This window comes from Lysobacter yananisis, from assembly GCF_031199375.1.
Classification (GTDB): Bacteria; Pseudomonadota; Gammaproteobacteria; order Xanthomonadales; family Xanthomonadaceae; genus Lysobacter; species Lysobacter yananisis.
The window spans coordinates 2344651-2356422 of record NZ_CP133568.1 but is presented as its reverse complement, the minus strand read 5'-3'; the positions used below and the strand labels follow the sequence as shown (position 1 = coordinate 2356422).

14 protein-coding genes are annotated in these 11772 nt (G+C 71.8%); 3 read left to right on the top strand and 11 right to left on the bottom strand.

Going from position 1 to position 11772, the window contains the following annotated elements:
• Positions 1-44: 44 nt before the first annotated feature.
• Positions 45-1721, bottom strand: coding sequence for a sensor domain-containing diguanylate cyclase (locus RDV84_RS09925; RefSeq protein ID WP_309153281.1), 1677 nt, complete (start codon positions 1719-1721; stop codon positions 45-47).
• A 548-nt stretch (positions 1722-2269) separates the two neighbouring features.
• Between RDV84_RS09925 and RDV84_RS09920 the strand changes: the two genes are divergently transcribed.
• Complete coding sequence (locus RDV84_RS09920; RefSeq protein WP_309153280.1) at positions 2270-3139, top strand: endo alpha-1,4 polygalactosaminidase; 870 nt, start codon at positions 2270-2272, stop codon at positions 3137-3139.
• A 78-nt stretch (positions 3140-3217) separates the two neighbouring features.
• On the opposite strand, the gene RDV84_RS09915 is transcribed toward RDV84_RS09920, so the two are convergent.
• The 10 genes from RDV84_RS09915 to RDV84_RS09870 form a co-directional block, all read right to left on the bottom strand.
• On the bottom strand, positions 3218-3991 hold the full coding sequence (locus tag RDV84_RS09915) for a Crp/Fnr family transcriptional regulator (protein WP_078997789.1): 774 nt from the start codon (positions 3989-3991) through the stop codon (positions 3218-3220).
• Between the two features lie 539 nt (positions 3992-4530).
• Complete coding sequence (locus RDV84_RS09910; RefSeq protein WP_057949220.1) at positions 4531-4869, bottom strand: RebB family R body protein; 339 nt, start codon at positions 4867-4869, stop codon at positions 4531-4533.
• Positions 4870-4972: 103 nt separating this feature from the next.
• On the bottom strand, positions 4973-5293 hold the full coding sequence (locus RDV84_RS09905) for a RebB family R body protein (RefSeq protein WP_057949221.1): 321 nt from the start codon (positions 5291-5293) through the stop codon (positions 4973-4975).
• 56 nt (positions 5294-5349) lie between these two features.
• Positions 5350-6054 carry a hypothetical protein gene (locus RDV84_RS09900; protein WP_309153278.1) on the bottom strand — a complete coding sequence of 235 codons (705 nt, stop codon included), beginning with the start codon at positions 6052-6054 and terminating at the stop codon, positions 5350-5352.
• Positions 6051-6314, bottom strand: a complete 264-nt coding sequence (locus RDV84_RS09895) for a hypothetical protein (protein WP_309153276.1) — start codon at positions 6312-6314, stop codon at positions 6051-6053. Before RDV84_RS09895 ends, RDV84_RS09900 begins: the two co-directional genes overlap by 4 nt.
• A gap of 277 nt (positions 6315-6591) precedes the next feature.
• Positions 6592-7572 carry a hypothetical protein gene (locus RDV84_RS09890; protein WP_309153275.1) on the bottom strand — a complete coding sequence of 327 codons (981 nt, stop codon included), beginning with the start codon at positions 7570-7572 and terminating at the stop codon, positions 6592-6594.
• Positions 7573-7642: 70 nt separating this feature from the next.
• Positions 7643-7870: a RebB family R body protein gene (locus tag RDV84_RS09885; RefSeq protein WP_057949224.1), complete on the bottom strand. Its 228-nt coding sequence runs from the start codon at positions 7868-7870 to the stop codon at positions 7643-7645.
• Between the two features lie 112 nt (positions 7871-7982).
• Positions 7983-8612: an RNA polymerase sigma factor gene (locus tag RDV84_RS09880; protein ID WP_057949225.1), complete on the bottom strand. Its 630-nt coding sequence runs from the start codon at positions 8610-8612 to the stop codon at positions 7983-7985.
• A gap of 289 nt (positions 8613-8901) precedes the next feature.
• Complete coding sequence (locus tag RDV84_RS09875; protein ID WP_309153274.1) at positions 8902-9411, bottom strand: hypothetical protein; 510 nt, start codon at positions 9409-9411, stop codon at positions 8902-8904.
• Positions 9408-9992 carry an RNA polymerase sigma factor gene (locus RDV84_RS09870; RefSeq protein WP_057949227.1) on the bottom strand — a complete coding sequence of 195 codons (585 nt, stop codon included), beginning with the start codon at positions 9990-9992 and terminating at the stop codon, positions 9408-9410. The genes RDV84_RS09875 and RDV84_RS09870 overlap by 4 nt, the downstream gene beginning before the upstream one ends.
• 214 nt (positions 9993-10206) lie before the next feature.
• On the opposite strand from RDV84_RS09870, the gene RDV84_RS09865 reads away from it, so the two are divergent.
• Entirely contained in the window at positions 10207-10530 is a 324-nt protein-coding gene (locus RDV84_RS09865) for a DUF6249 domain-containing protein (protein WP_309153273.1), read from the top strand.
• A 169-nt stretch (positions 10531-10699) separates the two neighbouring features.
• Complete coding sequence (locus RDV84_RS09860) at positions 10700-11698, top strand: polysaccharide deacetylase family protein (protein WP_486624527.1); 999 nt, start codon at positions 10700-10702, stop codon at positions 11696-11698.
• The last annotated feature ends 74 nt before the right edge of the window (positions 11699-11772 follow it).

Sequence of the window (11772 nt, the reverse complement as noted above, 5' to 3'; positions counted from 1 at the left end):
GGCCGGACGCCTTCGCCGGCGCCGCAGCGCCGGCCCGCGGCGGCTCAGATCGCCACTTCCTCCATCGCCGCGCGCTGCACGGTGACCCGATCGCGGCCGCCGGCCTTGCTCGCGTACAGCGCCGCGTCGGCGCGTTCGAGCAACTGGTCGAAGTTCTCGCCCGGGCGCAGTTCGGCCACGCCCATGCTCAGGCTCAGGTTGAGCGCGCGGCCGTGCACGCTGGGCGGGTTGGCGCCGACCGCGCGGCGCAGGTGTTCGGCCACCACCAGGCCTTGTTCCAGGCGCGTGCCGGGCAGGCCGACCAGGATCTCGTCGCCGCCGTAGCGGCCGCACAGGTCGGTCGCGCGCAGCCGGTTGCGGGTGCGCTCGGCGACCGTGCGCAAGGCTTCGTCGCCGGCGCTGTGGCCGTGTTCGTCGTTGATGCGCTTGAAGTGGTCGATGTCGAAGAACACCACCGTCAGCGGCCGCCGGCTGCGATGGGCTTCGAGGATCGCCTCGCGCAGACTCTGCTCGATCGCCTGCCGGTTCATCACGCTGGTCAGGCGGTCGTAGGTGGCGCGGTGCTTGGCAGTGTCGTGGTCCTCGCGCAGCTTCTGCAGCTTGGCGGCCAGGCCCAGCAGCAGGCCCAGGCCGCCGAACACCAGGCCGAGCGGATAGGCGTATTCCAGCCAGGCGAACATCGGCCACCATTTCTGGAAGCCGCCGACCAGCACCACCAGCACCGCCAGCAACGGCACCCAGGCGCCGGCGAGGAAATAAGCCTCGTGCTGGCGCCGCGAAATCGCTACCGCGCAGGCATAGAACACCGCGCCGATCAGCACCAGCAGCACCAGGTTGCCGAAGCTGGCGCTGAGCTTCCAGGTCTGCACCAGCGATACCGCCAGCAACGCGCCCAGCACCCAGCTGCAGACGTTGAGCACCTTGGCCACTCCGGCCTGGGTGGTGCGCAGGTCGAGGTAGAACATCAGGAAGCGCACGCTGGCGAGGGTCGCGGCGGTGTTCAGCACGACGTTGGTGCGGCGATTGGGCAGCACCTCGTACAGCCACGGGATCATGCGGATCTCGCCGCCCTCCACCGCCAGGTTGACGGTCTGCACCAGCAGGGTCAGGCACAGGTAGGCGTAGCCGCGCTCGCGCAGGCCGACCCAGAAACCGAACGCCAGGATCGCGGTCGCGCCGAGCGCGGTCAGCACCACGCTGCGCAGGGCGACGTGGCCCATGTCCTCGCGGTGCACCTGCGCCAGCGGTTCGATGCGCAGGGTCGAGGGGGTGAACTCGGTCGCGTAGGTGCGCAGGTAGATCACCTCGCCCTTGCGCAGGCCGCCTTCCAGCGGATAGACCACGAAGCGCGAGGAATGCTGGAACTCGCTGCCGCGGCCGTGCAGCGCGCGCCGCACCGGGTCGGCGTCGCGGTGGCGCCAGATGTCGAAGAACTTGCGGTAGGGCTGGTCGATCACCAGTTGCGGCAGTTGGTCTTCGCCGACGTCGGCGGTCGCGGTCAGGCGCAGCCACTGCATGCGGCGATCGGGATAGGCGATGCGTTCGCCGGCCACCGGCGCGAAGCGCGCGTCGTAGCGCCCCGCCAGCACCTGCGCCAACGGCGGGTCGGCGCCGGGGCCGAGCCGCGCGACCACGAACGGCTGCGCGCACGCCAACGCCGCTGCGCTCAAACCCAGCAGGGTCAGCAGGGTCTGCCAGAGTAGGCGCCAGGACCGTTCCATTTCCTCAGCAACGTGTTTTCAGCCTGTGGAGGATAGCCCACGGTATACGGTCGGCCGGCCGGCGCCGGCACCGATGGCGGCGCGGCGAGCGCGGAACTGGGACGTGGATTCCGGTCGCGGCCGCGGCCGCCGCCTGTTCACCGAGGCCGCCGCGGCGCGCGGGATTTGTAAGCGTCGGTCAAGCTGAGAAGTCGCGCCGGTTTCGTTGCCGGCCGCCGCCGCGATGCTGGCGTCCCCGGTCGGGCCGCAGTCGCGGGCCGGCCGCGGGCGGCCCCGGGGCCGCGACGGCGCGCGACGCCCCTGGCGTTCGCGCCCCGCCGCCCGGGCCGCGCAATCGCAATCCACGCGCGCAGGAAGCACGGCAGGAGCCGCTGCGCGCCGCCGACGTCGCCCCCATCCCCCATCGCCGCCCGGCGCTCGCGCGCCCGGGCCGGCCGCGACCGATCCGCCGCTGGCGCGCGGCGCGACGGCGCGTGAGCCGCGGGCGGCGCGGTCCGCCTCGCACGTCCCCTCCGTCCGATTCCCTACATTCCGATTCTGGAGATGCAATGAACAAGTTCGCGCTCATCGCCCTGGCCCTCGCCGCCGCGCTCTGCGGCCCCGGCGTCCACGCGCAGGCTCACGCCGCCGTCCGCGCCGAAGCCGCCGCCCCGACCTGGAAGCCGCTGACCCCGGGCACCAGCTGGAACTGGCAACTCGACGGCCGCGCCGCCAACACCTCGATGCTCGACGGCCTGGCCAATCCGAAGAAGATGCTCGACATCGACCTGGACGCGACCTCCGCCGCCGAAGTCGCCCGGCTCAAGGCCAAGGGCATCTACGTGGTGTGCTACACCGAAGTCGGCAGCTACAACATCCAGCGCGCCGACGCCGCCGAGTTCCGCAAGGTGCCCGGCCTGATCGGCAAGCCGATGGACGGCTTCGAGGATGAGTACTGGATCGACGTGCGCATGACCGACGCGCTGATGCCGATCATGACCGCGCGCCTGGACAAGGCCCGCGCCAAGGGCTGCGACGGCGTCGAGCCGGACCTGGACGACTCCTTCAACCAGGGCGAGGAGAACACCGGCTTCGACCTGACCATGGAGGACTCGCTGCACTACCTGCAGTTGCTGGTCGACGCGGCGCATGCGCGCGGCCTGTCGATGGGCCTGAAGAACGGGCCGGAGATGGCGCCGTACGCGGCCGCGTTCGCCGACTGGGCGCTCAACGAGGAATGCAACCAGCACGACGAATGCGGCGGCTACAAGGAATTCATCAAGCGCAACAAGGCGGTGTTCCAGGTCGAGTACCGTTCCAACGGCACCCGGCTCAAGGACTTCTGCCCGGCCGACAACAAGAACGACTTCGACGGGCTGCTCAAGGACGCCAGCGAACTGCTGCGCGCGCTGCCGCGCGACGCCTGCCGCAACGGCTGATGCCCGCGTGCGGGCGTGGCCCGCGACGCCGGCCGCGCGAGCGGTCGGCGTCGTCGCGCGCGCCGCCGGCGCCCGCGCTCAGGCGTTGCGCCACGCGGACCCGGCGCGCGCGCGGCCGCCCGGCCGCTCGAAGTCGCGGCCCAGGTAGGCCTTGCAGCGGAACTGGTCGATGTCGTTGATGCGCAGGATGTTGCGCTTGCGGCTGACCAGGCCGCTGCGGTGCCAGGTCTGCAACTGCGCGTTCAACTTCGGCCGGCTGGCGTTGACCATCGCCGCCAGGATGCTCTGGGTCGGCGGCAGCGCCACCTCGAAATCGCCGCCGCGCGGCTGCGGCTGGTTGTGCATCAGCGACAGCAGGTAACGCGCCAGACGCGATTCGAGCCGGTGCAGGCACATCGTCTCCAGACTCTCCACCGCCTGGCGCAGGCGCAGGCACAGCGAGGCGTGGGCGCGCTCGATCACCACCGGATCGTTGGTCAGGCTGGGAAAGTGCCGGCGCGGCAGCAGCAGCACCCGGGTCGGGCTGTAGGCGACCGCGGTGAAGGTGTGCGCGTGGGTGTCCAGCAGCGGCGTCTCGTCGACGGTCTCGCCGCTCTCGATCGTGTCCACGATCAGCTCCTGTCCGTCCGGGCCGTACAGCAGCTTGTAGATGCGCCCGTGCACGACGAAGGCGAGGCAGTCGCTGGGATCGTTCTTGAAGAACAGCGCGTCGCCTTCTTCCAGATTGGCCTCGCTGCTGTGGCGGGCGATGTGTTCCAGCAGCGTGACCGGCAGGCCGCGCAGCAGCGCGCAGCGGTCCAGGCCCCAGCGGCGCCTGCGCACCGCGGCGCCGTCGGCGGCGCTCAGGGCCATGCGCCCGGCCGCGCGCACGGCGCGGCGGCCGGCCGACCCGCGCATCGGCGCGGGTTGCGGCGGGCAAGGCGAAGGACGGCCCGGACGCCGCGGCAGCCGGCTCCGGAACGGCCGCGGGCGCGGCCGGTGGCAGGATTCATAACGCCCCCTGTGGACGTCGGCACGGCGCGGACGCGGCAAGCGACCGGCGATCCGCGCCGCGGACGCGGCGCGCGGATCGATGCGGCTCGGCTGGGTTCGGATCGGATCGGATCGAACCGACGCGGATCGATCCGGGGCGAAACTGTTCGAATCGAGTCGGTTCGAAGCGAGTCAGTCCGAAGCGGCTCGGCTCGAAACGGTTCGGCTCGAAGCGGTTCGATTCGAAACGGCTCGATTCAAAATGGCTCGATTCAAAGCGGCTCGGTGCGAAGCGGCTGAGTGCGAAGCGCGTGCGGCCCGGGTCGATTCCAATCGGCTCGCCACGGCCAGGCGCGGCCGGGATGCGGCAGCGACGATGCCGGAGCCGTGTTCCGGCCCGGCATCGCGCGGCGCGGGCCTTACGGGCCGTACGGATTGCTCTTGAACGACTGCAGCACGGTCATCAGGCTGGTCAGGTTGTCGGCCACGCCGGTCTGCGCGATCTTCTCGGTCGCGCCGGCCGCGGCGGTGGTGTCGACGGTGTAGATCTGCATCACGCCCTGGTTGGTGGCGGCCTGCGACAGCGACGTCTGCTGCTGCTGCGACGCGATCGCGTTCTCGAACAGGATGCCGGTGGAGTGGGCCGACGCCTGATACATCGAGCCCATCGCGAAGGCCGGGCCTTCGGCGATGACCTTGACGTTGGACTGGGTGACGGCGTCGGTGATCTGGTTGTTGACTGCGGTGGGGTATGCCATGGAACGCTCCTCGGTATCGGGTTGGGGCTAGGCTGCGACGCCGGCCCTCATGCCGGGCGGGCGCCGCGTGGCCCGATCGCGCGGATCGGGCGCCGAGCCGGCCTTACTTGAACGCCCGCAGCACGGTCAGCAGGCTGGTGAGGTTGTCGGACACGCCGGTCTGCGCGACCTTCTCGGTGGCGCCGGCGGCGGCGGTGGTGTCGACGCTGTAGATCTGCATCACGCCCTGGTTGGCCGCCGCCTGCGAGAGCGAGTTCTGCTGCTGCTGCGCGGCCACGGCGTTCTCGAACAGGATGCCGGTGGAGTGGGCCATCGACTGGTAGATCGAACCCATCGCGAAGGCCGGCGCTTCGCCGATGACCTTGACGTTGGACTGGGTGACGGCATCGGTGATTTGATCGTTGACGGCGGTCGGGAATGCCATATCGAGCTCCTTGGAAAGTGAAGTACGGCCGCTGCCGTACATGGCTGATTAACGAGTCATGCCTTGCCTTGTGAAGCGACCCCGCCGTTCGCCTGAGCGGCGGAATCGGAGTTGTTGTCGCGGTCGGGGCGAACAGCGTCGGCGCTGTCCGGGGCGGTTGCGCGCGACTCGTCGGAGGACGCGGAACCGTCGTTTTCCTGCGCGGGCGCGTCGCTATCGGGCAAGACCCCGTTGGCGCGCGCGGCGTCGATCACTTGCTGCAATTGCCGCGCGAGCGGGCCGATCTCGCGCTGGAAGCACGCCTGCACTTCCTCGCGCACCAATTCGCCCAGGCGCACGGCGATCTGCTCCATCGGCGTGGCCGGCGCGGTCCGCGCCGGCGCGCCCGGCGCCGGCTTGGGCGGGATCAGGTCCTGCAGCGACTGCGCGCGTTCGACCACGCCCAGCACTTCGCGTTCGGCGGCCTCGCCGGCGCGGGCGTTGCTGGCGACCGCGGACTGGGCGCGTTGCAGGCTTTGCCGGATCACCTCCTGGATCTGCTGGCGTTCGCTGTCGAACAGGTTGCCGACCTCGCCGCGCGACGCCGTCGCGGGCGCCGGCGACTGCGCGTCAACCAGCGCCACGTAGGCCGCCAGCACTTGCTGTTCGTCCTGGCCGAGTTCGCGGCCGAGCTGGGCGCGGGCGAAATCGCGCACGACCTGGTCCAGCTCCTCGCGCGCGCCGCCGGCGGCAGGCGCTGGCGTCGATGTCGGCGCGCTCATGCGTGCAGCCCCAGCAGGCGTACCAGCGCTTGCAGCAGCTTCGGATCGCGCAGGCGCTCGGCCCGGGTCGGTTCGAACGCCGGCCCGGCGCCGTCGTCGGCGTCGCGATCGGGCTGCGCCGCGACGGCCGCGGACGGCTCGGCCTGCGTCGCGAACGCGGCCGGCGACGGCGCGCCGTCGCCCGTCCCGGCGCCGGCCGACGGCCGATCGAACAGCCCGTCCAGTTCCTGGTGCAGTAGATAGTGCAGATTCTCGTCCATCGCGAACTCCGTCTTACACGTCATGCGATACGCAATGAGGGCGCCGATCAGGCCGACTCGGCGGGCGGGAAGAGCGTGGCGGGCGGCCCCTGCGGCGCGGCGACGCGGCGACGGCGGCCGCATGCGGGCGCCGGCAGCCGTCGTTGGGGCAGGCGCGCCCTGCGGGTGCGCCCGCGTCCGGCGCGACCGGTCCGGCGGCAAGGCGGACCGGTGGCCGCGGGCGGTTCGGTCGCGACGCCGGCGCGGTATCGAAGGACCGGCCCGGCGCCGCCGCGGGCTACTTGGCGCCGCTGTTCTGCAGCACCGAGGTGTACTTGGAAATGCTCGAGTCGATCGCGTCGATGGCGAACTTGGCCGACTCGGCCTCCATCGCCCCAGCCGCGGCCGCGACCGCGGCGGCCACGCCCATGAACACATCGGTGGCGAGTATGCCGATCGCGTCCTCGGCGGCGTTGGTGACCTTGCCGGCGACGATGTCCTGGGTGAGCTGCTTCATCAGCACGCCCTGGCTGGCCAGCGCGATCTTGGTGACGCCGTCGAAGTAGGCCGCCGCCGACTGCGCGACCAAGCCGGCGGCCTGGCTGATCATCATGTCGGCGTTGGTGGCGATCTGCGCCGGCGCGTAGGACGCGGTCTCGGCGTTGCTGAACTGCACCGCCTGGACGATCTGCGTGTTCAACGCGCTGGTGTCCGGCGGCGTCGCGCTGCCGCTCATCATCGCCTTGCTGCGGGTCAGCGCCCGGCCGCGCGCGGCGGCGAGCGGCGACTGCGGCAGGCGGCTGCCGTTGTCGTCGCCGCTGCCGGCGCCGTCGCTGCCGCCATTGCCACTGCCACTGCCACTGCCACTGCCACTGCCACTGCCATTGCCGCCGCCACCGTTGCCCGGGCCGGCGCCGTCCCCATTCGCGCCGTTGCCGGAGCCATCGTTTCCGGGAGCGCCCGCGGCGGGAGCGCCGGCCGCCGGCGCGTCATCGCCGGCCGCTGCGCCGGCGGACTTCGCCTTGCCCGCATCGCCGCCGGCACCCGCGCCGCCGGCATCGTCGGGCAGGGTCTTCGCAGCCGCGGGCGGCGTACCGTCGCTAGCGTCGCCGTCGGCGGTCTTGGCCGCAGCCGCCGCCGCAGCGGCCGCCGCGGCGCCGTCGGCCGCCCCCCGCGCCGCGCCCGTCTCCGCATCCGCGTCCGGCCCCGCTCCGGGGCCGCCGCCGTGCGCGGCGGGCGCGGCGCCCGCCTGTTCGTTTTCGTCCCAATCCAGTTTCATCGCTGTCCTCCCGGACGCACGTCAGCCCCGTATCGCCCGCGCCGTCGGCGCGGCGCGCCGCGCTGCGTCCTTACTTGTCGCCCACGGCCATGATCATCTGCACGGCCTTGGACACCACCGCGCTGGAGATCTGGTTGAGCACCTGTTGGCTGTGCACCGCGTTCTGCAGCGCCAACCCGGTGGAATGGCTGGATACCTGGTACAGCGAGGCGATGGCTTGCGCGGGCGCCTCGGCGACCACCTTGACGTTGGTCTGGGTAACGGCATCGGTGATCTGCGAGTTGACGGGGTCGGCCATGAGCCTGTCCTTGGTGAGAGATGCGTTGCGGAGTCGGTCGCGTGCGTTCGGTTGCGTTTGTATGGGGTGGAACGCGGGCCCGGGGCCCTTGTGAACCGCCGCGCCGGCGCGCTCACTCGCGTCCCACCGCCACCCGCAGCCGGTTGCGCAACAGTTCGACGTGCTTGCGCGCCAACGGCTGGTTCATTTCCAGACGCTCGGCAATAACCGGATACGGCAATTCCTCGACAAAGCGGTAAGCGAACAGCCGGCGCTGCTTGCGGCTCATTCGCGCCACCGCCGCCACCACCCGCTCCAGTTGCTCCTCCAGCTCGAGCTTCTGCAGCGCCGACAGGCCCTCGTGGGCGAAGCCGCCGCCTTCGCCGTCGACCTCGCGGTGGCGGTCGAACACTTCGCGGTCGCGGCTGCGCTGGCGCACGCTGTCGAGGAACACGTGGCGCAGCACCACGAACAGGAACCCGCCCGGATCGGTGATGGTGTGCGGCGCCCGGCGCATGAACAGCAAGGCCTTGATCGCGGCGTTGCCGAGCAGTTCCTCGGCGCGGTCGCGCTGGCCCTCGGCGAAGCGGCGCGCGCGCGCTTCCAGTTCCGGAAGGTTGCTGCGCCAGGCCTCGGTGAACATCTGGTCGGCGAGCTTGAAGTCCGCGCACGGCCCGCCGGCGGCGCCGCGGTCCTGCGCGGCGCCGGCCGGCGCTGGGCGAAACTGCTCGGTATCGACACGCTCGCGTCCGTTCGCATCCATCACGGTCCCCCTCCTGTCGTCTGCAGTGCAGGCGAGTCTGGACAGGGGGTCGGGCGATGGCTGTTACTTGGGTGACACGCACACGGCGCATGCGGCGGGGCAACTGCGCACCCGGTCGCGATACAGCGAAATAGCGGGGTTTTTCGCGATTTCCGACGCCGCGATCGCAGCCGCGGCGGGTCGGCGCGCGTGCGCCGGGCAGCGGCGCGGGCTTGCGCGCGGCCGCATTCGAAGCATGCGCGGGCTCACATTCGTCGCGCTGCGGCGTTGTCGCCGCGCGCGGCGGCGGTCACGCCGCGCGCGCCGATGCGCCGGGCTCCAGGCCCGCCGCGCGCGCGAGCGCGCTCCAGCCCCAGCTCAGCAGACAGCACGCGCCGGCCAGCGCGCCCCACGAGACGATGCCGGACGGCAAGCGCCGCAGCGCCGCGTCCACGCCCGGCAACCATTCGCTCGCGCCGCCCGCGATCAGGCTCGCGCCGGCCACCGCCAAACCCAGCAACAGCAGGCGTTGCAGCCAGCGTTCGATGCCGTCGCCCGCCTCGGCCGCGGCCTGCGCGCGCCGCGCGACCTGTTCGGCGAAACCGTAGGGGATCGGCTCCATCGGCGGCGCGCGCAGCGCCCGGCTCAGCAAGCGGTACTGGGCCAGGCGCGGCTCGTCCTCGCTCATCGGCGCGCCGCGCCGCTCGTCCTCGCGCGCGCGCTCCTGCAGCGCCCACTCGCGCGCGTCGGCGGCCTCGGAATGCGGCGGGCGTGGACGCGAACCGCCCGGGCGCGCGTCGGAATCGTCGTTGCGGTTCATGCGATCTCTCCCAGCCGCGCTTCCAGCCGCTGGCGCAGGCGCGCCCGGGTCCGGAACAGGTGGCTCTTGATGGTGCCCTCGGCCAGGCCGGTCATCTGCGCGATCTCGCCGATGGGCACTTCTTCCAGGTGATACAGGGTCAACAGGGTGCGCTGCAACGGCGGCAGCGCCTCGATCTCGGCGTGCAGGCCGGCGGCGATCTCCTCGTCGGCGCAGGCCGCCTCCAGGTCGAAGCCGTCGCTGACCGCCTCCAGCGGCGACAGCGCGTCCTCGTCGGCGGCGGCCTCCACGATCGGGATGCGCTTGCGTTCCAGATGGCGCTTGGCCACCGAGTAGGCGACCTGGCCGATCCACGACTTCAACGCGCTCTCGTGGCGGTACTGGTGCAGACACTGGTGGACGCGCAGGAACGCTTCCTGGCACAGCTCGCGGGTGTCGTCGGGATGCCGGACCATGCGCTGGATGATGTGCCAGCACAGCCCCTGGTACTCGCGCACCAGGCGCTCGAACGCGCCCGGCTGGCGGGACAGGACGGCGTCGACCAGGGCGCGGTCGTCGGTCGGGGCGGGGTTACCGGTCATCGCAGCGAGGATGCGGGCAAGGCGCGCACGGTTGCAGTGCCCGCCGCGCCCGCCCGGGTGTGACGACTGTCACCCCGTCGCCCGCGACCGCTGCAACCGCCCCGCGGCCGGCCGTATCTCTTGCCCCGAAGCCCGGCTCCGCCCGCGGCAACCCTCTTCACGGCCCGCCCCATCCGCCCCTGTCACCCGGACACGAACCCAAGAGACCGCCGTCATGCCCGATATCCTGGTTCCCATCACCCTGTTCGTCTGCATCGCCTTCGCCATCAAGGTCGTCGTCGAGGCGCGCGTGCGCGGCAAGCTGGCGCAGAGCGCCGGCAGCGAAGAACTGCTGCGCTCGCTCGCCCGCGACGAAGACCAGCGCCGCCGCCACGGCGCGCTGCGCTGGGGCATCGTGCTGGTGCTGCTCGCCATCGCCTTCGCGATCATCGAAGCGGCCGGCTGGCGCGACGCCACCGCCGGCACCTTCGCCCTGCTGTTCGGCGCGGTCGGCCTGGGCAACCTGGCCTACTACGTGATCGTGCGCAAGCTCGATTGACGACGCGGCCCGCGCGCGGCCGTGCGGCCGGCGCGAAAGACCGGTCAACCACCCACAGCGCGAGCTAAACGGCCCGGGATGCGCCGTAAGTCGCTGGTCATGCGCCGCGGGCGCGGCCATCATCGGCGCCATCCCGACCGGATCGTTCCGCATGCGCCCGTCCGCCCGTCTGCGTTGCCTGCTCGCCTGCCTGTTGATGATCGCCGCGGCCGCCGCGGCGGCCGCCTCGAAGCCCCAGGCGCCGCCGCCGGACCGGCGCATCGCCCTGACCGTGGACGACCTGCCCTGGGTGCAGCTGCCCGTGGTCTCCACCGAGTCGATCCTCGACGGCCACCGCCGCCTGATCGCCGCGATCCGCCGCGCCGACGTGCCGGTGGTCGGCTTCGTCAACGAAGGCAAGCTGGACGCCGACGGCCAGCCGCAACCGGCGCGGCTGGCGATGCTGCGCGACTGGCTCGACGCCGGCGCCGAACTGGGCAACCACACCTACGGCCATTCCGACCTGCACGCGGTCGGCCTGGCCGCCTACCAGGACGACATCCTGCGCGGCGAGCGCCAGCTGCGGCCGCTGCTGCAGACGCGCGGCCAAGCCCCGCGCTGGTTCCGCCATCCTTACCTGCGCGCCGGCCGCAGCGCCGCCGACAAGGCCGCGCTTGCGCGCTTCCTCGACCAGCACGGCTACCGCATCGCCCCGGTCACGGTCGACAATTCCGACTGGATCTGGGCCGCCGCCTACCTGCGCGCCGACGAACCGCTGCCCGCCGGCGTCAAGCCCAGCGCCAAGAACGACCCGCAGCGGCTCAAGGCGCGCCTGCGCCGCGACTACGTCAAGTACATGGGGCGCAAGCTCGATTACTACGAACGCCAGTCGGTCGCGCTGCTCGGCTACAACCTGCCGCAGGTGTGGCTGATCCACGCCAACGCGCTCAACGCCGACAGCTACGGCGACCTGATCGCGATGGCGCGCAAGCGCGGCTACCGCTTCATCGGCCTGGACGAAGCCATGCGCGACCCGGCCTACCAGCGCGCCGACGCCTACACCGGCCCGGCCGGCCCGAGTTGGCTGCATCGCTGGGCGATCGGCGAAAAGCGGCCGGCGGGTTTCTTCGCCGGCGAACCGTCGGTGCCGGACTGGGTGCTGAATCTGGCGCAGATCGATTCCGAGTAACGCCGGCCGCCGAAACTTCGCGACCACCGCTCGCGCCGCTCCCGCATGGCCTACCTGTAGGAGCGGCGCAAGCC